The following is a 21,559-nucleotide window of genomic DNA, read 5'->3' as shown; positions in this document are numbered from 1 at the left end:
TCCTCCTAGATCTCGTCATGCCAGGTGCGGCCATCGCGCTCGATCAGCGCAATGGCCTGGCTCGGGCCCCAGGTGCCGGCCGTATAGCCCTGCACCTGCTGGCCGGTCGTTTCCCAACCCTTGAGGATCGGATCGACCCATCTCCATGCGGCTTCGACTTCGTCACGGCGCATGAACAGCGTCTGGTTGGAGCGGATCACATCCATCAGCAGACGCTCGTAGGCGTCGGGATTGCGGACGTTGAAGGCCTGGGCGAAGCTCATGTCGAGCGACACGTTGCGCAGGCGCATGCCGCCCGGACCCGGATCCTTGATCATCAGCGACTGCTTGACGCCCTCATCCGGCTGCAGCCGGATGATCAGCTGGTTGGCGACGATGCGCCCGGCCGCCTGGTCGAAGATCGCATGCGGGATCGGCTTGAAGGTGATGACGATCTCGGACATGCGCCCGGTCAGGCGCTTGCCGGTTCTGATGTAGAAGGGAACGCCGGCCCAGCGCCAATTGTTGATCTCGGCCTTGATGGCGACGAAGGTTTCGGTGTTCGAGACGCCGCCTTCGAGCTCTTCGAGATAACCTTTGACCGGGCCGCTGCCCGACGCGCCGGCGCGGTACTGGCCGCGCACCGTCGCCTGCTCGACATTGGAGGCATTGAGCGGCTTCAGCGCCCGCAGCACCTTCAGCTTCTCGTCGCGAACGGCTTCCGAATCCATGGACGAGGGCACTTCCATCGCCGTCAGGCAGAGCAGCTGCAATATGTGGTTCTGCACCATGTCGCGCAGCGCGCCGGCCGTATCGTAATAACCGGCGCGGCCTTCGAGGCCGACCGCTTCGGCCACGGTGATCTGCACGTGGTCGATATAATTGGCGTTCCACAGCGGCTCATAGAGCGCGTTGGCAAAGCGCAGCGCCATCAGGTTCTGCACCGTCTCCTTGCCGAGATAGTGGTCGATGCGGAAGATCTGCTCTTCCTTGAAGGCCCGGCCGATCGTGTCGTTCAATTGCAGCGCCGAGGCGAGGTCACGGCCGATCGGCTTCTCGACGACGATGCGGGTCGACTTGGTGATCAGCTTGTGGTCGTGGATCTTCTGCGAAATGTCGCCGAAGATGCCCGGAGCGACGGCGAGATAGAAGGCGCGAACGCGGTCCTTGCCCTCGTCGAGCAGCTTCTTGAGATGATCCCAACCGGTGTCGGTGCGGGCGTCGACGGAAACGTAGAACAGACGGGCACAGAACTTTTCGACTTCCGCCTCGTCATATTCGCCCTTTTTCAGGTGCTCCTTGAGCGCGTCCTTGGCGAATTTGCGGTATTCCTCATGCGAAAGCGGGCTGCGCGAAGCGCCGATGACACGGGTCGGTTCCGTAAACTGGCCCTCGATCTGGCGATGATAGAGGGCGGGCAGCAACTTGCGCTCGGCAAGGTCGCCGCTGCCGCCGAAGACGACGTAATCAAAAGGCTCAACGGGAATGATCTGGCTGCTCATGAGCTTGTCTCTCAATCAGGCTGGTTGGCGGCCCTTTTAATCTAATCGATTTAAAAAAGCCAGTGTGCAGTGCAATGAATCTCTCAGGCACCGGTTTTAGAGCGAATTCCCGGAAGAGGAAATCCGCAATCGGACTAAAACTTGTCGCGAAGCGCAAACCACGACAAGGCGAGGAAAAGCAGCGGCGCCCGCATGCGCGCTCCGCCGGGAAAGGCGGGAATATCGAGCGATTTGAACAGGTCGAGATCGCCGGATTTTCCAAGCACCGTTTCCGCGTAGAGCTTGCCACAGTAGTTTGACAGCATAACGCCATGGCCGGAATAACCGCCGATCGAGATGACGCCGGGCATGACCTCGCGCACGAAAGGCTGGCGCGGCATGGTGATGCCGACGCTGCCGCCCCAGGCGTGGGTGATGTCGATATTCTTCAGCGCGGGGTAGATCTCGGCGATCTGCCGGCGGATATGCTCGGAAATGTCCCGCGGATTGTCCGCCGTATAGGCCTCGCGCCCGCCGAACAGCAGGCGGCCGTCGCCGAATTTGCGGAAGTAGCGCACGACGAAGCGCGAATCGGCCACCGCCTCGCCGCCCGGCAGCACATCGGGGTATCGGTCGAGCGGCGCCGTGGCGCCGATGAAGGAGCGGATCGGCATGATATGGCTTGCCGTCACCGGTTCGAGGCCGTCGATATAGGCGTCGCAGGCAATCAGCGCGCGCTCGGCGGTGATCACACCCCTTTCGGTTTCGATCGTCACCTTGCCGCCGCTTTGGCGGATCGCCGTTGCCTTGGTCATCTCGAAGATGTCAGCGCCGGCGTTGGCGGCGACCCGCGCCAGGCCGACCAGCAACTTCAGCGGATGGATGTGGCCGGTGCCGACATCGCGCACGCCGCAATGGAAACGCTTCGAACCGAGCCGCTCCTGCGTTTCCTTCTCGTCCATGAAGCTGATATGCGGATAGCCGTAGCGCTCTGCGGCGATCTCGGCATTTTCATAATAGTCGCGTTTGTAGCTCGCCTTGTGCGCGACGTTGAGTTGGCCGGGCACATAGTCGATCTCGATCTGGTGCTCGCGGGCGAAATCGATGAGATGCCGCTTGGCCGCCTCGGCAAGATCAAACAGCGCCTTCGAGCGTTCGTAGCCGATCTTCTCCTCGATTTCTTCCGGCCACCAGCGCTGGCCGGTGCCGAGCTGGCCGCCATTGCGTCCGGACGCCCCGTCGCCGAAGCGGCAGGCCTCGATCAGCACCACCGAAACGCCCGCTTTGGCGAGATGATAGGCGGCCTGCAGGCCGGTATAGCCGCCGCCGATGATGGCGACGTCTGCTGTTCTCGAGCCGTCGAGAGCGGCATAGGTGGGCCGCTCCCCGACCGTTGCCTGATACCAGGACAGCCCGGGCGCGATCGGGCTCTGCCACGTCTCCTGCAATGCCATGGATGGTTCCCTCACACGTTGAGCAGAAGGAATTCCCGCTCCCAGGGGCTGATCACCTGCATGAAGGTTTCGAACTCGCCGCGCTTGACGCCGGCATAAAGGCCGATGAACTGCGTGCCGAAAATCTCCTCGAAGGCGGGCTCGTCCTCAAGCAGCGCCACGGCTTCCAGGAGGCCGCGCGGCAGGTCGATCGAGCCTTCATTGGCCGAATCTTCCGTCGGTGCAGTCGGCTCGATCTCTTTCATGATGCCGAGCAGGCCGGCGGCAAGCGAAGCGGCGAGCGCCAGATAGGGATTGGCGTCCGAACTCGGCAGCCGGTTTTCGACGCGCCGCGCCTGCGGATCGGAAACCGGAACGCGGAAGGCCGTCGTCCGGTTGTCGTAGCCCCAGGCATTGTTGACCGGGCAGGACATATCGGGCTGCAGGCGCCGGTAGGAATTGACGTAGGGCGCCAGCATCGCCATCGCGCTCGGCACGAATTTCTGCATGCCGCCGATGAAATGGAAGAATTCCTTTGAGGCCGATCCGTCCGGATTGGAGAAGATGTTCTTGCCCGTCTCGATATTGACCACCGACTGATGGATATGCATCGCCGAACCCGGCTGACCCTGCATCGGCTTGGCCATGAAGGTCGCATAGATGTCGTGTTTCAGCGCAGCCTCGCGGATCGTGCGCTTGAACAGGAACACCTGATCGGCAAGCTCGATCGGGTTGCCGTGGCGCAGGTTGATTTCGAGCTGCGCCGGTCCCTCTTCGTGGATCAGCGTGTCGATCTCCAGCCCCTGCTTCTCCGAGAAATGATAGACGTCGTCGATCAATTCGTCGAATTCGTTGATGCCGGCGATCGAGTAACCCTGGCCGCCGAGGATCGAGCGGCCGGACCGGCCTTTGGGCGGGTGTAGCGGATAATCGGGGTCGTCATTCTTGGCGACTAGGTAAAATTCGATCTCGGGTGCGACGATCGGCTTCCAGCCGCGCTCGTGATAGAGGCTCAGGATCCGCTTCAGCACGTTGCGCGGCGTATAGGGCACCTCGCCGCCGTCCGAATCGACGATGTCGCAGATCACCTGCGCCGTCGGGTCGGTCTCCCAGGGCACGACCGACAGCGTCGAAAGATCGGGCATCAGCTTCAGGTCGCTGTCGCGCGGCTCGTAGCGGAAGCTTTCGGTCTCATCGGGATATTCGCCCGAAATCGTGTGCCGGTAGATGGCCGAAGGCAGCGCCAGCGAGGTGTTCGAGGTGAATTTCGAACTCGGCATCATCTTGCCGCGCGGAACGCCGGCAAGGTCCGGTGTGATGCATTCGATGTCCTCGATGCCGCGGTCCCTCAGCCACCGCGCTGCTTCCTTCCAGTTCGCAACGCCGCGCAGGGATCCGGGGTCCGGGGGAGTCTTCTTCGAGGCGGGTACGTTTCTGGCAGGCTTCAGCGTCGTCTTTTTTGGGGACATGACACACCGGTTTGGTTGATCGTGGCGCCATCATAACCGGACTTTGCCAATTGGCGAGAGGTTGAGAACGTTGACTTTCGCCCTTCGATGGAAAAAGAAGACGCTGTCTTGATCGGGGAAACGGGTTTGCAGCGCAAAAGCGACGTCATCGTCATCGGCGCCGGGGCGGCGGGCATGATGGCGGCTATCCGTGCGGGAAAACGCGGCCGCTCGGTCGTGGTTCTCGATCATGCAAGGGCGCCCGGCGAGAAGATCCGCATCTCCGGCGGCGGCCGCTGCAATTTCACCAATATCCATGCCGGGCCGAAGAATTTCCTCTCCGCCAATCCGCATTTCTGCAAGTCCGCGCTCGCCCGTTTCACCCCCGCCGATTTCATCGCCATGGTCGATCGCCACGGCATTGCCTGGCATGAAAAGACGCTCGGCCAGCTTTTCTGCGACGACAGCGCCAAGGATATCATCCGCATGCTGCTGGAGGAGATGCGCGCGGCTGGTGCTACGCTGCATCTCGGCGCGGAAATATCAGGCGTCGAAAGGACGGAGGCAGGCTTCCGCATCTCCACAGGCGAGGGCGTCTATGAAGCATCGTCGCTGATCGTCGCCACCGGCGGCAAGTCGATCCCGAAGATGGGCGCCACCGGCTTTGCCTATCGCCTTGCCGAACAGTTCGGCTTGGCCGTGCTCGAAACCCGGCCCGGCCTCGTGCCGCTGACCCTCGATCCCGGCCTGCTGGAAAGCATCGCCCCGCTCGCCGGCATCGCCGCCCCGGCCGAAATCCGCCACGGCAAGACGGCTTTCCGCGAAGCGCTGCTGTTTACGCATCGGGGGCTGAGCGGCCCCGCCATCCTGCAGATCTCCTCCTACTGGCGCGAAGGCGACGAGATCGTCGTGGCGATCGAACCGGACATCGACATCGCAGCACATCTGAAAACGGCAAAACAGCGCAATGGCCGCCAGTCGCCGCAGACCGCACTTGGCGACATCCTGCCGAAGCGGCTGGCGCAGTTTCTCGCGGAACGCGAAAAAATCTCCGGCAACATGGCCGACCTGCCGGACAAGGCGTTGCTGCGCCTCGCCGCCGGCGCCCAGAATTTTGCGCTCAAACCCTCCGGCTCGGAAGGCTACCGCACCGCCGAAGTGACGCTCGGCGGCATCGACACGGCAGCGCTGGATTCACGCAGCATGGAGGCAAAGGCGGTGCCCGGGCTTTATTTCATCGGCGAATGCGTCGACGTCACCGGCTGGCTCGGCGGCTATAATTTCCAGTGGGCCTGGGCCTCTGGTTTTGCCGCGGGCGAATGCGCTTAATGCATGTCGCCCAAAATTGCGCAGCGGTTTTGGGAGAACGACTTGCATAAGACAAAGAGAAAAGCCGATTCAAGACTTCTTAACAGAGGTGCGCCATCCTGTCTCAATTGGCGGTTTGCATGGTCGTTCCTAGATAATGCTTTACCGGCAAGCTGTTTTGTTGGATTGTTGTGTCAGACAGAAGTGAGGTTTCGACCATGACCAGAAACACACGACGCGCCCGCGCCATCGCAATTGCCGAGGCAAAGCCGAACGCCCGGATGGTGACCTTGCGTTATCTGATGCTTGCCGCCGGCGCCACCGCCGCCAGCCTCGCGCTGCTGCTCTCACACGTCATCTGATCCTGTCCGTAGAGTTGGAAAGAACATTCCGGCATGCCGATCGGCCGCACGGCGGCGTTGCGGCTTACAATCTGCAACTATTTCACCGCCTTGGCTTAACCTGCCATCACCGCTTATCCGAAAATTAATACCTAATCTGACACAATTGCCCGCGATTATTTGGGCATCTCCAAGTTGTTTGGACATGAACTGGCAATGACTGCCGCCTGGCCTCCAGGTTTCCCAATGTAAATTTAAAAACAGCTCGATGTGCACCCGGCTGGCGCCAAATGGCCGCCTGCGGGAGGGTGGTGTATGAAAGGCCCGGAACGCCATGTTGATTGACAAGATTCTTTCCCGCTTCAGGATCAAGACCAAGGTTCTGATCTTCGTTCTGCCTTTCGTCGTCACCATTTCGGCGGTGGGCCTGACCGGCCTTTACGCTTCGGGACTTCTGCAGGGCCGCATGGAAATATCCAACAGCGTGCTGCAGTCGCTGAGCGGCTTCAAGGATCTCTACGGTTCGATGGACGATTTCCTGCGCGTCACCAGCCCGGAGGCGCGCGACAAGCTGACCGCGGAACTGAAGACCCAGCAAGGCGTACTCGACCAGACGCTGAACCAGGTCGGCGACGAGGCCGCCGGCCGTGACAGCCTTGCCGAGGCATCGCGCCGCACCAAGGACATTTCGGGCGTCGTCGACAAGCTCTGGGCCTTGCATGAGCAGGAGCAGGCACTGCATGAGCAGATCGACGCCGCGCAGAAGAGCCTGATCAGCACCCGTTTCACGGTCTCCTACCAGGCCGAGGAATTGCAGACCGCGCTCCAGAACGACGAGGGTGCCGCCACCATCACGCTGCGCACCGCCGACCGCCTGCTGAAGGGCGGCGATTTCCTCGGCACCGTCGCCAGCGGCTACAGCAAGCCGCAGACGCCGCAGGACAAGATCGCCTTCATCAACGAACAGATGCCTGCGATCATCAAAGCCCAGCGGCAGATCGCCATTTCGGTTCCGACCAACCAGAAGAACGTCATCGACGCGCTGACCGCCACCATCGACAGCATCAAGGCGATCGCGCAGCTGCCCGCTCCGACCGACGAGGACGTCGCCGAACTCGGCCGTCTCGTGTCGCGCTTCCGCCAGACCTCGACCTATACGCAGCTGACGGCAACGCAGAAGATGCGCGAGGCGACACAGCGTTTCGCCGAGCTCGAGGGCCGCATTGCCCAGACCAACTCCGTCCTTCAGGATACGCGCCGCCTCGAAAATTCCGTCTATGCGCTGCAGATCGTCCTTTCCGATTTCCTCTCCAATTCGAGCAAGGATAATCTCGTGCGCCTGCAGCAGCAGGCCGGCACGCTTGGCAAGGACATGCAGGTGCTGACCACCAGCGCCAAGGGCATGGGCTTTGCCGAGGGCATATCGGGCGCGATCCAGCCGGCGCTCGACGCCATTTCCGGCGGCGGCTCGAAGATCGTCGATACGATCGGCGAGCGCGTCACCGCCTATGCCGCTGCCCGCCAGGAGCTCGATCAGATCTGGACGAAGCTGACCGATTTCGCCGAGCTGCAGAAACAGACGGCCGGTACCGAGCGCACCCAGGCAAACAGCATCTCGGTCATGACCACCGGTCTCGGCATCCTTCTGTCGATCCTCGGCGGCATCGCCCTGGTGCTGACGCTGCAGCGTCCGATCAGCCATATCACCGCCGCCATGCGCCGCATTGCCGAAGGGGCGCTGGATACCAGCATCTCCGGCGAGCAGCGCTACGATGAAATCGGCGACATGGCCCGCGCGCTCGGCATCTTCAAGGAAAACGCCATCTCGAAGATCCGCATCGAGGAGCAGAGCGACGAGGAGCGCGCTGCCGCCGAACACGAGCGCCAGCGCAACGATGCCGAAAAGCGCGAAATGGATCGTCAGATCGAATTCGCCGTCAACGCGCTTGCCGCCGGCCTCGAACGCATGTCGCAGGGCGATATCTCGACGACGATCGAGACGCCCTTCATCGGTCGCCTCGAACAGCTGCGCCAGGATTTCAACGGCTCGATGATGCGCCTGCAGGCGACGATGAGCCAGATCCGCGACAATGTCGAACTGATCCAGGGCAACGGCAATCAGATGGCCCAGTCGGCCGAGGATCTGTCCAAGCGGACCGAACAGCAGGCCGCCTCGCTCGAAGAGACCGCCGCCGCCGTCGACGAGATCACTGTCACCGTCCGCTCGTCGGCCGAACGCGCCAAGGATGCCGACCAGATCGTCCGCCAGGCCAAGCGCAGCGCCGATGATTCCGCCGTCGTCGTCAACAATGCGATCGACGCGATGGGCCGCATCGAGGATGCCTCGCGCCAGATCGAGCAGATCATCGGCGTCATCGACGAGATCGCCTTCCAGACCAACCTGCTGGCGCTGAACGCCGGCATCGAGGCGGCGCGCGCCGGCGAAGCCGGCAAGGGCTTTGCGGTGGTGGCGATGGAAGTCCGCGAACTCGCCCAGCGCTCCGCAGCCGCGGCGCAGGAGATCAAGGGCCTGATCAACAAGTCGACCAACGAGGTCAGCTCCGGCTCGCAATTCGTCCAGGAGACCGGCACGGTGCTCGCCAAGATCAGCGCCCAGATCGTCACGATCAGCCAGCATGTCGAGATGATCGCCCGCGCCAGCCACGACCAGTCCAACGCGCTGCAGAGCGTCAACGCCACGGTCAACCAGATGGACCAGATGACGCAGCAGAACGCCGCCATGGTGGAAGAGACGACCGCCGCCAGCCGCGAACTGGCCGACGAGGCCGATTCGCTCCGCCGGCTCATCCAGCAGTTCAAGATCGATGGCGAGGCAGCCTCCGCGCCGGTCTACCGCGCCGCCTGATCGTCGACCGACCCCGTCTTCACGCGAACGGCCCCGGGCTTTCCGGGGCCGTTTCTCTCTATTCAGCAGAAACTGCGCTCCAAGGAGATTTTGAGCGCGCCGGAAGAATAGCTCGACCACAGGCGGTCTATCACGCCGGGATAATCGGAAACGTCCGAAAACGAAGCGGGTGAATATCTCCGCGGCCCTGATTTACGGAAAATTTTCCTTAACGCTTTTCGCTTAATTTAACCCTGGTTTCTTCCGGGGGTCTTGATGCTGCGCCTTTTCTCTACGTCGATCGTACGCCAGATCGTTGCGATCACATTGTTTCTGCTGGCGATCAGCACGGCCGCCATTGTCGGCGTGACCTATTACAATCTGAGCCATCATGTCATGGACGGGGCCGTCGCCGATGCGAAGGAAGCCACCCGCGCCATGGCCGTCCTCTACGGCGCGGCCGATCAGGCGGCAAAGATCGAGCTGAAGGACAATCAGCTCTCCACCGTGACGGAAGATGCCATTCCGGCCCTTGCCGATCATTCGCTGGTCGACCGCACGGCGCAGTCGATCGCCGGTGTTGCGACGATCTTTCAGAAGCAGGGCAGCGACTACGTCCGCATCTCCACAAACGTCAAGAAGGAAAACGGCGACCGCGCCGTCGGTACCAAGCTCGTCGCCGAACATCCCGCCCAGCCGGTTCTCGCCAAGGGTGAGGCCTATTACGGCCCGGCGGTGCTTTTCGGCCGCCAGTTCATCACCGGTTACTTCCCCATCAAGAACGCGTCGAACGCCAATGTCGGCATTCTCTTCATCGGCATTCCGATGGAGGTCTATTACCAGCGCCTGAATGAGCTGCAGATCCTGGTTCTGGGCGTCGGCGCCATCGTCATGCTGATCGTCGGTGTTGTCGCCTTCTATGCGATCCGCCTGTCGGTGAAGCCTTTGCAGGCGCTGACCGCGAGCGTTCACTCGATTTCCGCAGGCGATCTCGATGGCGCCATCCCCTGTGTCGACCAGAAGAACGAGTTCGGCGATATCGGCCGGGCGTTGGCATTGTTCCGCGACAGCGCCCGCGCCAGGCGCGACCTGGAAAGCCAGGCTGCCGAACAGCGCGCCTTGAGCGATGCCGAACGCGCCAGGAACGATGCCGACAAGCGCTCGCTCGACGGCCAGATCGACTTTGCGGTCAATCAGCTCGCCGCCGGCCTCGGGCGCCTGTCGCAGGGCGATGTCTCGCAGACGATCGCTACGCCCTTCGTCGGCCGGTTGGAGCAGCTGCGCGTCGACTTCAATGCCTCGCTTCTGCGACTGCAGGATACGCTCACCGGCATCCGCGACAGCGCCTCGACGATCCAGCGCAACAGCGGCGCCGTTTCCGCCTCTGCCGGCGAGCTTTCGAAACGCACCGAGGCTCAGGCGGCAAGCCTGGAGGAAACCGCGGCGGCGGTGGAGGAGATCACCGTGACGGTGCGTTCTTCCGCCCAGCGAGCCCGTGAAGCCAACAGCGTCGTGGCTGCGACCAAGAAGACGGCTGACAATTCCGGCGCCGTCGTCGGCGATGCCGTTTCCGCCATGGAGCGCATCGAAGAGGCCTCGCAGCGCATCGAGCAGATCATCGAGGTGATCGACGACATCGCGTTCCAGACCAATCTTCTGGCGCTGAACGCCGGCATCGAGGCGGCCCGCGCCGGCGAGGCGGGCAAGGGTTTTGCCGTCGTCGCCCAGGAGGTCCGCGAACTCGCCCAACGTTCGGCCGATGCGGCGCGCGAGATCAAATCGCTGATCGAGACCTCAAGCCGGGAAGTGACGGCAGGCTCCGAACTGGTGCAGAAGACCGGCAGCGTGCTGGCCTCGATCAGCCAGGAGATCATCGCGATCAGCGGCCATGTCGAGACCATCGCCACCGCCAGCCGCGACCAGTCGGCGGCACTGCAGGAGGTCAACGGCTCCGTCAACGCCATGGACCAGATGACCCAGAAGAACGCCTCGATGGTGGCCGAGACGACACAGGCAAGCCGGCTGCTTGCCGGCGAAGCCGATACGCTGATGACGCTGATCGAGCGGTTCCGCATCGTCGCAGAGCCGGCCGCCGCTCATCTCGGCGCCAGGAAAGTCGCCTGAGGCGCGTGGCCGCAGTGGCCGCAGGATTGCGCCGCGGCCTTGCGGCGCTTTGTCAGATAGAGATCGAGCGACGTCAACCAGCTGCCGAAGCGAATGAGGCTGCTGTCTCCGAACTCGGCATAGAACCTATCCTCATCGGCCTTGCCGCGGCCTCGTCCGCCAGAGTGCCGATATCCGATAGTGCCCGCGATGGTCATCATGTCGATCATGGCAATGTCCTTTCTTATGTCAGACATCACATGATCTAGGCATCGAATTTCTCTTTATAAACGGGGAAAATCCCGCTATGTTTTTCATTGATGAAAAACGCGAATTGGGATTCCTATCAGCTTTTCCTGCAGGTCGCGCGCCTCGGCGGCCTGACCGGGGCAAGCAGCGCAAGCGGGCTGAGCCCGGCGACCGTCGGCCGGCGCATGCTCGACCTCGAACAGGAGATCGGCCGCGCCCTGTTTTCACGCAGCCAGACCGGATATCGCCTGACCCGGGATGGCCAGGCGCTGCTCGATCACCTTCAGGAGATGGAAGCCGCCGCCCGCAGGGTCGAGGCGTGGCGGCAATCGGGCGAGGGCGGCACGACGGTCAGGATTACTGCCGGCACCTGGGTCGCCTGGCTGCTGACGGAGAATTTCGCGGCAATCCGCATGCCGGGCGATGCCTTTGCCATTTCGCTCACCATCGGTGAGGCGCGGGCAAGCCTTGCTTATCGCGAGAGCGATATCGGTATTCGCGCCTTCGAGCCTGAGGAGGCCAATCTGGCGGCACGCCGGCTCGGCGAGGTGGCCTATGCCGTCTATATCAGACGCAACGCCGCCGAGACGGACGAGCGCTGGATTGCGGTTGCCGAGGAGGAGGCGATATCGGCCTATCTGCGCTGGCCGCACGCCCATGCCGCAACGGATATCGTCGCCACCGTCAACCGGCCGCGTTCGCTGCCGGATCTGGTGCGCGCTGGCGCCGGCAAAACCGTGCTTCCCTGTTTCGTCGGCGATCTCGAGCCAGAATTGCAGCGCCAGGGCGGCGAGTTGCCGGAATTGCGCCATACGCAATGGATCGTCATGAACGCCGAAGACCGCCATCGGCCGGAAATCCGCACAGTCGCCGACCGCATGACCAAGCTGATCAGAAGTTATGCCGATCTCTTCGCCGGAAAACGGCCGAGCCGCGGCTGACGTTTACGATGAAGCGCCCGCGCATCTCTTGCGACGCGCGGGCATTCCCCGGATCGAAGCCAGTTCGCCGGTCGTCTCAATGCCGGTTGGTGACGACGACGGGGATCAGCAGGTCACCCCAGTTGCCGTCGCCGCCGTGATGACGGGCCGAGCGCACCAGCTCGACCGAGACGCCGGCCTCGACGGCTTTCATGACCGATTGGTTCAGCCGATGCAGGTCGTTGGCGAGCATGCGGATCGTCGTCTGCTGATCCTCGCTCATGCTGGTCGCCTGCTCCTCGGCCCGTTCCCTGACGCGTGAAATGGATGCCATGATCGTCTCCTCTTCTTCGGGTTATTCCGCAGCCGGTTTGAACTGCGCATGTTCGGTCGAGCCGTGCATTGCCGTGGTCGAAGACCGGCCGCCGGTAATGGCGAGCGACACCGCATCGAAATAGCCGGTGCCGACCTCGCGCTGATGTTTGGTGGCGGTGTAGCCATTGGCCTCGGCGGCGAATTCCGCCTGCTGCAGCTCGGAATAGGCCGACATCTGCCGCTGCTTGTAGCCGCGCGCCAGTTCGTACATGCCGTAGTTCAACTGGTGGAAGCCGGCGAGCGTGATGAACTGGAACTTGTAGCCCATCGCGCCGAGTTCACGCTGGAACCGTGCGATCGTCGCCTCGTCGAGGTTCTTCTTCCAATTGAAGGAAGGCGAGCAATTATAGGCGAGCAGCTTGCCGGGATAGACCTTGTGCACGCCTTCGGCAAAACGCCGCGCCTGCTCGAGGTCGGGCTTCGAGGTCTCGCACCAGATGAGGTCGCAATGCGGCGCATAGGCGACGGCCCGGGCAATGCAGGGCTCGATGCCGTTTCTGACCTGATAGAAGCCTTCGACCGTGCGGCCGGCATCATAATCGACGAAGGGCTGGTCGCGCTCGTCGATATCAGACGTCAGGAGCTTTGCCGCTTCCGCGTCGGTGCGGGCGATGACCAGCGTCGCAACGCCCATGACGTCGGCGGCAAGCCGTGCGGCGTCGAGATTGCGGATATGGGCGGCCGTCGGGATCAGCACCTTGCCGCCGAGATGGCCGCATTTCTTCTCCGAGGCGAGCTGGTCCTCGAAGTGGACGCCGGCAGCGCCCGCCTCGATATAGGCCTTCATGATCTCGAAGGCGTTGAGCGGCCCGCCGAAGCCGGCCTCCGCATCGGCAACGATCGGCGCGAACCAGGTGTCGACGGAAAGCCCCTGGCCCTCCGAAGTCTCGATCTGATCGGCGCGCTGCAGCGTGCGGTTGATGCGCTTGGCAAGTTCAGGACCGGCATTGGCCGGATAGAGGGACTGGTCGGGATACATGGCGGACGCCGTATTGGCGTCGGCCGCCACCTGCCAGCCGGAGAGATAGATCGCCTTCAGCCCGGAGCGCACCATCTGCATGGCCTGGTTGCCGGACAGCGCGCCGAGCGCATTGACGAAATCCTCCTGGTGCAGCAGCCGCCACAACCGGTCCGCGCCCATTTCCGCCAGCGAATGGCGCAGCGCCACCGAGCCCCGCAGCCGTCGCACGTCATCGGCCGAGTAGGGTCTCTCAATGCCGTCGAAGCGGGTTGCCGGTGTGTTTGGGACGAGTTTGTAAAAATCGGTCATGCTGCTCTCCTCACTAAAAGCCCGTCAAAGGGTGCTGCATGACAAGATTGACAATGCAGCGCGGTATGGCCAGGAAAACCTTTGATTTCGGGGATGGAAAGAGGTTAAGATGACGAGGATTGACAGAGCGGCGCTGTGAATTTGTAAAATATTGTAAACAGAGCGCTCCTCGCCTGTCAAAGGGTGTGACATGGCGGAACGGAAGATATTCGCAGGCCCGAAAGTCAGGCGCATCCGCAATGCGCTGGCGCTGACGCAGACCGCCATGGCCGAAGCGCTTGAGATATCGCCGTCCTATCTGAACCTGATCGAGCGCAACCAGCGGCCGCTGACGGTGCAACTGCTTCTCAAGCTCGCAAGCGTCTATCGGGTCGATCTGGAAGAGTTGCGCGGGCAGACCGGCGGCAGTCTCGGCCAGCTCAAGGAAGTCTTTGCCGATCCGCTGCTGGCGGGCGAGCTGCCCGGCGATCAGGAATTAGTGGAGGTGGCCGAGGCGGCCCCCAATGCCGCAAGCGGCATGATCAAGCTCTACCGCGCCTATCGCGAACAGGCGGCACGGCTCTCCGATCTGACGGCGCTGATGGCCGCCGAAGGCCATGCGCCGGTTGCCGCCGGCCGGTTGCCGCTCGACGAGGTGCGCGAGACGCTGGAGCGCCGGTCCGGTTATTTCGGGCGGATCGAGACGGCGGCGGAAGCCTTTGCCGCGACGCTGCCCGGCGGCGTCGATCTTGCCGCCGGACTGAAGGACTGGCTGCGCTCCGAGCGCGGCATCGCGGTGCGTATTCTGCCGGTCCATGTCATGCCGGATCTGCGCCGCCGTTTCGATCGCCATTCGATGCGGCTTTTCATCTCCGAGCGCCTGTCAGCGGCCGACCGTGCGCATGAGATGGCAGTCGAGGCCGCGACGCTCGCCTTGCTGCCGGCCATCGATGCCGAACTCGACGATCTCCAGCTCTCCTCCGCCGAGGCGCGCCGCATCGCCCGCTTCGAGCTTGCCCGCATCGCGGCCCTGGCGCTGGCAATGCCCTACGAGGCCTTTCTCTCGGCGGCGAAGGCGACGCGCTACGATATCGATATTCTCAGGGCGCGCTTCGGCGTCTCCTTCGGCCATGCCGCCGCGCGCCTTGCCATGCTGCAGCGGCCGGGGGCAGCGGCCGTTCCCTTCTTCCTGATCGAGATCGATGCGGCGGGCCACCGGCTGCGCCGGGCGGGCGCTCAGGGCTTTCCGCAGGCCCGGTTCGGCGGCGGTTGTCCGAAGCTGAATATCCACGCCGCCTTCCTGCAGCCCGGCCAGATCCTCGCCGAAACGGTGGTCATGCCGGATGGCGCATCCTTCCTGACGGTCGCCCGCACCCTGGAGGGCCCGAGCGTCGAATTCGGCGAAAGGCTGCGTCGCACCGCGATCCTGATCGGCTGCGACGCCGCCCTTGGCGAGGCCCTGGTCTACGGCCAGGCGACGGCGCTCGATCCGATCGAAATCGGTCCGGCCTGTCGCCTGTGCGAGCGGCGCGGCTGCCTTTCCCGGGCCGAGCCGCCGGTGACGCGGCCGCTCGGTCTCGACGAGATGGTGGCGGGGCTCAGCGCCTTCGATTTCCAGTGATTGTGAAATCATTGAAGCGGCAGGATTTTGCGCTTGTAGGCTGCGAAATTCCTTCTTAGTCTGCGGGCAAAACCAGAGGGAAAAGATCTCCGGGGGTGCGGAAATCTTTGAACAAACAGGAGAAGTCATGAGGTCAACCATTCCAAGCGTGACGGCCGCCGTCGTTGCCGCACTCCTTGCCGCCGCTCCGGCCTTTGCGCAGGACCGCGTGGTCAACGTCTACAACTGGTCGGATTATATCGACGACTCCATCCTTGCCGATTTCACCAAGGAAACTGGCATCAAGGTCGTCTACGACACCTTCGATTCCAACGAGACGGTGGAAACCAAGCTGCTTGCCGGCGGCACGGGTTATGATGTCGTCGTTCCCACAGCCGACTTCCTGCAGCGCCAGATCCAGGCCGGCGTCTTCCAGAAGCTCGACAAGTCGAAACTGCCGAACCTTTCCAACATGTGGGATGTGATCCAGCAGCGCACCGCCGAATACGACCCGGGCAACGAACACGCGGTCGATTACATGTGGGGCACTGATGGCATCGGCTACAACGTCAAGAAGGCCGCCGAAATCCTCGGTCCCGATGTCAAGCCCGGCCTCGAAGTGATCTTCGATCCGAAGGTCGCCGCAAAATTCAAGGATTGCGGCATCTACGTTCTCGATACGCCGAAGGACGTCATCACCACGGCGTTTCGTTATCTCGGCCTCGACCCGAACTCCACAAAGGCTGAGGATTTCAAGAAGGCCGAAGAGCTGCTGACGGCGGCCCGCCCCTATGTCCGCAAGTTCCACTCGTCCGAATACATCAATGCGCTTGCCAACGGCGACATCTGCATCGCCTTCGGCTATTCCGGCGACCTGCTGCAGGCGCGTGACCGGGCGGCCGAAGCCAAGAACGGCGTCGAGGTCAATTATTCGATCCCACCGCAGGGCGCCCAGATGTGGTTCGACATGATGGCGATCCCCGCCGATGCGCCCCATGTCGCGGAAGCCCATGAGTTCCTGAACTACCTGATGAAGCCCGAGGTCATCGCCAAGGCGAGCGACCACACCTTCTATGCCAACGGCAACAAGGCTTCGCAGCAGTTCGTCAGCAAGGACATCCTGGAAGACCCGGCGGTTTATCCCACCGACGAGGTGATGAAGAACCTCTTCACGGTCAAGCCGTGGGATCCGAAAACGCAGCGCCTGGGGACGCGCCTCTGGACGAAGGTCGTTACCGGCCAGTAATTCAGCTTTAGGGCCCGGACGGAAACGTCCGGGCCTTTCAATTCCCGGCCTGGGTGGAGGCCGGCAAAACCTTGTATTCGGGGAATAATATGAAGTCTCTCGGCAATATCCGCCGCGCTTTTGCGCCTTGGACCGATCCGTCTGCAAAACCCTTCATTGCTTTCAAGAACGTCACCAAGCGCTTCGGCGATTTCACCGCCGTCGACGATCTGTCGCTGAATATTTATCACCGCGAGTTCTTCGCGCTGCTCGGCGCTTCGGGTTGCGGCAAGTCGACGCTGCTGCGCATGCTCGCCGGCTTCGAGCAGCCGACCTCGGGCGAGATCGTTCTCGACGGCACCGACATGGCCGGCACGCCGCCCTACAAGCGGCCGGTCAACATGATGTTCCAGTCCTATGCGCTTTTCCCGCACATGACGGTCGAAAAGAATATCGCCTTCGGCCTGAAGCAGGACGGCATGCCCAGGGATGAGATGATCGACCGCGTCTCGCAGATGCTGAAGCTCGTCAAGCTCGAGCAGTTCGCCGCCCGCAAGCCGAACCAGCTTTCCGGCGGCCAGCGTCAGCGCGTGGCGCTCGTCCGCTCGCTCGCCAAGCGCCCGAAGGTGCTGCTGCTCGACGAACCGCTCGGCGCGCTCGACAAGAAGCTGCGCGAGGAAACCCAGTTTGAGCTGATGGACCTGCAGCAGAGCCTCGGCCTCACCTTCGTCGTCGTCACCCACGACCAGGAAGAGGCGATGACCATGGCCGACCGCATCGCGGTCATGAGCCACGGCAAGGTCGTGCAGGTGGCGACACCGGCGGAGATCTACGAGGCGCCGAATTCCCGCTTCGTTGCCGACTTCATCGGCGACGTCAACATCTTCGACGGCAAGGTCGCCTCCTCGGGCAACGGCACCGTCGAGATATCGGTCGACAGCGGCTTCAGCGTGCGCGTCGCCTCTTCCGAGACGCCGGCGGCCGGCAGCGCCGTCGGCTTCGCGATCCGGCCGGAAAAGATGCGGGTCGGGCGCGCCGCACCCGCCAACGCTTCGGTCAACGCCGCCAAGGGCGAACTCTGGGACATCGCCTATCTCGGCGACATGACCGTCTTCCATGTGAAATTGCAGAGCGGCAAGATCGTCAAGGCCTCGTCCCTCAATGCCCAGCGCTCGGTCGACGATCCCTTCACCTACGACCAGGAAGTCTGGGTCTCGTTCGACGAGAACGCCGGCGTGCTGCTGAAGGATTGACATCATGGGCAAGCTCACGTCCGGCCTCTACAACCGCCTGGTCATCACCGTCCCTTATGCCTGGCTGCTGCTCTTCTTCCTGGCGCCGTTCTTCATCGTCTTCCGCATTTCGCTGTCGACGACGGCGATCGCCATGCCGCCTTATGAGCCGGTCTTCTCGCTTGCCGACGGCTGGGCCGGGCTGTGGAGCAAGATCGGCGAGCTTTCCTTCGACAATTACACCTACCTCACCGAGGACTCGCTTTATTTCAATGCCTATGTCTCGAGCGTGGTGATTGCCGGGATCTCCACTTTCCTCACCCTGCTGATCGCCTATCCGATCGCCTACGGCATGGCACAGGCGCCGCGCACCATCCGCCCGACGCTGGTGATGCTGGTCATCCTGCCCTTCTGGACGAGCTTCCTGATCCGCGTCTATTCCTGGATCGCCATCCTGAAGCCGGAAGGCCTTCTCAACCAGCTTCTCCAGTCGCTGCATATCATCGACAGCCCGCTGATCATCCTCAACACCAATACCGCCGTCTATATCGGCATCGTCTATTCCTATCTGCCCTTCATGGTGCTGCCGCTCTATTCGGCGCTGGAAAAGATGGACGGAACGCTGATCGAGGCGGCGCAGGACCTTGGCTGCACGCCGATCCGGGCTTTCTGGCGCGTCACCTTTCCGCTGTCGATCCCCGGTGTGGTGGCCGGCTGCATGCTTGTCTTCATTCCCGCTGTCGGTGAATTCGTCATTCCCGATCTGCTTGGCGGTTCGCAGACGCTGATGATCGGCAAGACGCTCTGGAACGAGTTCAACGCCAACCGCGACTGGCCGGTCTCCTCGGCGGTCGCAACCATCCTGCTGATGATCCTGGTGATCCCGATCGTCTTCTTCCAGAACGCCCAGGCCAAGGCCGAAGAGCGGGGGAAATAAGTCATGCTGAAATGGACCCGTTTCAACATCGTTTCGGTCACGCTCGGCTTTGCCTTCCTCTACCTGCCGATCGTGCTGCTGGTGATCTTCTCCTTCAACGAATCCAAGCTCGTCACCGTCTGGGGCGGTTTTTCCACCAAGTGGTATGTCTCGCTGCTCTCCAACCAGGGTCTGCTCGACGCCGCCTGGGTGACGATCCGCGTCGGCTTGCTGTCGGCGACGGCCGCAACCATCCTCGGCACGATGGCGGCGCTGACGCTGGTGCGCTACACCCGCTTTCGCGGCCGCATGCTGTTCTCGGGCATGATCTATGCACCGCTCGTCATGCCTGACGTCATCACCGGCCTGTCGCTGCTGCTGCTCTTCGTCGCAATCGGCTTCGATCGCGGCTTCTGGACGATCACGCTGGCGCATACGACGCTCACCATGTGCTTCGTCGCCGTCGTCGTGCAGTCGCGCCTGCTGAGCTTCGATCATTCGATCGAGGAAGCGGCTCAGGACCTCGGTGCGCCGCCGGTGCGCACCTTTTTCGAGATCACCCTGCCGATCATCGCCCCAGCGGTGATCTCAGGCTGGATCCTTGCCTTTACCCTGTCGCTCGACGATCTGGTGATTGCCAGTTTCACCTCGAGGCCGGGCGCCACCACGCTGCCGATGCGGATCTACAGCCAGGTGCGCCTCGGCGTGACGCCCGAGATCAACGCGGTGTGCACGATTCTGATCGGCATCGTCGCGGTCGGCGTCATCTGCGCCTCGATCGTCACCAAGCGCCGCGAAATCCAGCGCCAGCGGGACGAACGTGCGGCGGCTGCCGGCGCCTGATCCCACGCGCCGCGCAAAACCGCGACGCACTTTTGTTGGAATTGCTCTATTGCGCGTGGGGCGTATTGCCGAAGAGCGGAACCGGCGAGATCACCGGGTTCGGCCACGAGCCGCCAATGAAGAACGGCAGAAGCGGCAGCTCGGCCGCCTTGGCCGGATCGGTTGCCTCAAGCGATCCGGACAGCGCCAGCCCATTCGAGTGATAGGTGATGACGCCGGAAAGCGTCAGCGTCTCCGAGGGACCGGCGATACGGACGTCGTGCATCTCGGCGGAGCCGTTGGCGAAATCGGCCTGGAGGTTCAACTGGTTGAAGGCAAAGGCGCCGCCTGCCGCCGCGCTCAGCGGAAAGAACGGCTTTCCGGCTGCCTGTGTCCGGAGCGCTGCGGCATCGATGCCGGGGATCGTGCCTTCCCGTGTCCAGAAGCGCAGCCGGCCGGTGACGTCGGCAAGACCGGTCGTCCAGATCGCCTTCGGCGACTGCAGGTCGAGGTCGAGCGATCCGGTCGCCAGCGGCAGCGGTCCCTTCAGCTGCAGGCGCTCGGCAAGGGCTGCGAAGTCGGCATCGCGGATCGACAGCTGCAGCTTGCCGCCGCCGTCGAAGTCGCGCTGGGTCGCTTCCAGATGCGCGGTCATTTCGCCGCTCTCGAACCGGCTGTCGCCAATATCGAATTTCGCTTCGCCGCCCGAAACAATCATGCTGGCGCCGACATCGGAGAGTTCGAAGAGACCCATCTGCGCGCGCCGCGCCGAAAGTCTGACATCGACATCGAGCATTCGCAGCGGCCCGTTGATGCCGGCGGAGATTTCCTCCGCCTCGCCGGCGGCGAGCCTGAGCGCGAAGGCATCGAGGAACGGCTTGAGGTTCATCTCGTCGAAGGCGAGCGTGCCGCCGATTTTCGGTCGTTTGCCGGGTTGGGTGAAAAGGTCCATCACCCCCGTGGCGCTTGCTTCGTTCAGCGAAAGGCTGAGATTGTTGAAGCGCAGCCCGTTGCCCGACGACATGATGTCGGATTCCAGCGAGGCGCTCTTCAGCGTTGCGATGCCGGGGATCGATTTGCCCGCCCATGCCAGAAGCGCCGGCATATCGGGAATGCTGGCGCTAATATTACCCGAAAGGGCCGAAAGGCTGGCAATGCTGGCAATCCCCTGGAAGTGTGCCGTCAAAAGGTTCGATGTCAGCGACGTTCGTGTCTCTGCATTCCTGCCGGCAAAGGCAAGCAGCGGCTGGCGCGAGGCGAAATCGACCTTCAGGTCCTCGCCGTTGATGCGGGCGATGACGACCGCCGAGATCGCGCCCGACAGTCGCGGCCAGGCGATATCTGCGGTGACGCTGTCGAAATGATAGGCCTTGGCGGTCTTGATGTCGGTCACCGTGAGCGTGCCGTCTTCAACCGTCACCGCGCCGATCTCGGCATCGAGATCGGGATCGAGCATCTCGGCGCCGTTTTCGTAGCGTACGCCGCTGATCGCACGTGCGAGCAGGCCGGCATAACTCCAGTCGATCAGCCCCTTCTCGTCGCGCGTCAGCGCCAGATTGGGGCGCACCAGATGGAATTCGTGGAAGCTCGTCCGGCCTCTCAACGCATCGATGAGGCTGAAATCGGCCGACAGGCTTTCAATGCTGCCGAGCAGCTTGTCGCCGCTTTCGCGCGGTTGGCGGATGGTGATCTGGTTCAGCGTGATGCGCGGCGTCGGCCAGAATTCCAGAACCGGGCTGCCCTTGATCTCGGCATGATAGCCCGTCCATTTCGACAGCGCGTCCTCGATGCCGGAGCGCACGAAACCGGTCGAAATGAGATAGGGTGCGGCGACCCGGAGCGCCACGAAAAGCGCCAGCGCAATCAGCAGGAACACAGTCGACAGACGGGCGAAGGCCGGAAGCCAGCGCGAAACGGGTCCGATCTTCCTGCGCCACCTGCGATGTCTTGACGTGCTCATGATATCCGCCGGCAATTCAGCCGGTCATCCCGTTATGCGCTGGCCGTTATGCGCTGGTTTCGCCGATATAGGA

17 protein-coding genes are annotated in these 21,559 nt (G+C 62.7%); 10 read left to right on the top strand and 7 right to left on the bottom strand.

What is annotated here, in order from left to right; translation table 11 throughout:
* Positions 1 to 5 precede the first annotated feature (5 nt).
* The 3 genes from zwf to CO667_RS19185 all read right to left on the bottom strand — a co-directional run bounded on the left by zwf (position 6) and on the right by CO667_RS19185 (position 4,362).
* Positions 6 to 1,481 (bottom strand): glucose-6-phosphate dehydrogenase, encoded by a 1,476-nt coding sequence (gene zwf / locus CO667_RS19195; protein WP_097619872.1) that lies wholly within the window; start codon positions 1,479 to 1,481, stop codon positions 6 to 8.
* Between the two features lie 134 nt (positions 1,482 to 1,615).
* Positions 1,616 to 2,914, bottom strand: coding sequence for an FAD-binding oxidoreductase (locus CO667_RS19190; protein ID WP_097619871.1), 1,299 nt, complete (start codon positions 2,912 to 2,914; stop codon positions 1,616 to 1,618).
* An 11-nt stretch (positions 2,915 to 2,925) separates the two neighbouring features.
* Positions 2,926 to 4,362 (bottom strand): glutamine synthetase family protein, encoded by a 1,437-nt coding sequence (locus tag CO667_RS19185; RefSeq protein ID WP_097619870.1) that lies wholly within the window; start codon positions 4,360 to 4,362, stop codon positions 2,926 to 2,928.
* An 87-nt stretch (positions 4,363 to 4,449) separates the two neighbouring features.
* Between CO667_RS19185 and CO667_RS19180 the strand changes: the two genes are divergently transcribed.
* The 4 genes from CO667_RS19180 (at position 4,450) to CO667_RS19170 (ending at position 10,959) form a co-directional block, all read left to right on the top strand.
* Positions 4,450 to 5,670, top strand: coding sequence for an NAD(P)/FAD-dependent oxidoreductase (locus CO667_RS19180; RefSeq protein ID WP_097619869.1), 1,221 nt, complete (start codon positions 4,450 to 4,452; stop codon positions 5,668 to 5,670).
* Between the two features lie 197 nt (positions 5,671 to 5,867).
* The gene (locus CO667_RS35455; protein ID WP_179874182.1) at positions 5,868 to 6,011 is read left to right on the top strand and encodes a hypothetical protein; all 144 of its coding nucleotides are present in this window, start codon (positions 5,868 to 5,870) and stop codon (positions 6,009 to 6,011) included.
* Between the two features lie 313 nt (positions 6,012 to 6,324).
* Positions 6,325 to 8,856: a HAMP domain-containing methyl-accepting chemotaxis protein gene (locus CO667_RS19175; RefSeq protein WP_097619868.1), complete on the top strand. Its 2,532-nt coding sequence runs from the start codon at positions 6,325 to 6,327 to the stop codon at positions 8,854 to 8,856.
* A gap of 255 nt (positions 8,857 to 9,111) precedes the next feature.
* Complete coding sequence (locus CO667_RS19170; protein ID WP_097619867.1) at positions 9,112 to 10,959, top strand: methyl-accepting chemotaxis protein; 1,848 nt, start codon at positions 9,112 to 9,114, stop codon at positions 10,957 to 10,959.
* Here CO667_RS19170 and CO667_RS19165 read toward each other — a convergent pair.
* Entirely contained in the window at positions 10,932 to 11,168 is a 237-nt protein-coding gene (locus tag CO667_RS19165) for a hypothetical protein (protein WP_097619866.1), read from the bottom strand. The genes CO667_RS19170 and CO667_RS19165 overlap by 28 nt on opposite strands.
* A gap of 90 nt (positions 11,169 to 11,258) precedes the next feature.
* Between CO667_RS19165 and CO667_RS19160 the strand changes: the two genes are divergently transcribed.
* The gene (locus tag CO667_RS19160; RefSeq protein ID WP_097619865.1) at positions 11,259 to 12,128 is read left to right on the top strand and encodes a LysR family transcriptional regulator; all 870 of its coding nucleotides are present in this window, start codon (positions 11,259 to 11,261) and stop codon (positions 12,126 to 12,128) included.
* 76 nt (positions 12,129 to 12,204) lie between these two features.
* On the opposite strand, the gene CO667_RS19155 is transcribed toward CO667_RS19160, so the two are convergent.
* On the bottom strand, positions 12,205 to 12,441 hold the full coding sequence (locus CO667_RS19155; protein WP_003570242.1) for a hypothetical protein: 237 nt from the start codon (positions 12,439 to 12,441) through the stop codon (positions 12,205 to 12,207).
* 21 nt (positions 12,442 to 12,462) lie between these two features.
* Positions 12,463 to 13,752 carry an isocitrate lyase gene (gene aceA, locus CO667_RS19150; protein WP_097619864.1) on the bottom strand — a complete coding sequence of 430 codons (1,290 nt, stop codon included), beginning with the start codon at positions 13,750 to 13,752 and terminating at the stop codon, positions 12,463 to 12,465.
* A 190-nt stretch (positions 13,753 to 13,942) separates the two neighbouring features.
* Between aceA and CO667_RS19145 the strand changes: the two genes are divergently transcribed.
* The 5 genes from CO667_RS19145 (at position 13,943) to CO667_RS19125 (ending at position 19,547) form a co-directional block, all read left to right on the top strand.
* Positions 13,943 to 15,352, top strand: a complete 1,410-nt coding sequence (locus tag CO667_RS19145; RefSeq protein ID WP_097619863.1) for an XRE family transcriptional regulator — start codon at positions 13,943 to 13,945, stop codon at positions 15,350 to 15,352.
* Positions 15,353 to 15,479: 127 nt separating this feature from the next.
* Positions 15,480 to 16,577, top strand: a complete 1,098-nt coding sequence (locus CO667_RS19140) for a polyamine ABC transporter substrate-binding protein (RefSeq protein WP_097619862.1) — start codon at positions 15,480 to 15,482, stop codon at positions 16,575 to 16,577.
* An 89-nt stretch (positions 16,578 to 16,666) separates the two neighbouring features.
* On the top strand, positions 16,667 to 17,809 hold the full coding sequence (locus tag CO667_RS19135; RefSeq protein WP_097619861.1) for an ABC transporter ATP-binding protein: 1,143 nt from the start codon (positions 16,667 to 16,669) through the stop codon (positions 17,807 to 17,809).
* A gap of 4 nt (positions 17,810 to 17,813) precedes the next feature.
* A complete protein-coding gene (locus CO667_RS19130; protein ID WP_097619860.1) occupies positions 17,814 to 18,725 on the top strand; it encodes an ABC transporter permease subunit in 912 nt (303 codons plus the stop codon).
* 3 nt (positions 18,726 to 18,728) lie between these two features.
* The gene (locus CO667_RS19125) at positions 18,729 to 19,547 is read left to right on the top strand and encodes an ABC transporter permease subunit (protein ID WP_097619859.1); all 819 of its coding nucleotides are present in this window, start codon (positions 18,729 to 18,731) and stop codon (positions 19,545 to 19,547) included.
* A gap of 46 nt (positions 19,548 to 19,593) precedes the next feature.
* Here CO667_RS19125 and CO667_RS19120 read toward each other — a convergent pair whose 3' ends face one another.
* On the bottom strand, positions 19,594 to 21,486 hold the full coding sequence (locus CO667_RS19120) for an AsmA-like C-terminal region-containing protein (RefSeq protein ID WP_097620004.1): 1,893 nt from the start codon (positions 21,484 to 21,486) through the stop codon (positions 19,594 to 19,596).
* Between the last annotated feature and the right edge of the window lie 73 nt (positions 21,487 to 21,559).

The organism is Rhizobium sp. L43 (assembly GCF_002531725.1).
Taxonomy (GTDB): Bacteria; Pseudomonadota; Alphaproteobacteria; order Rhizobiales; family Rhizobiaceae; genus Rhizobium.
The sequence above is the reverse complement of the archived record's forward strand: the minus strand, read 5'-3'. Positions and strand labels throughout refer to the sequence as shown.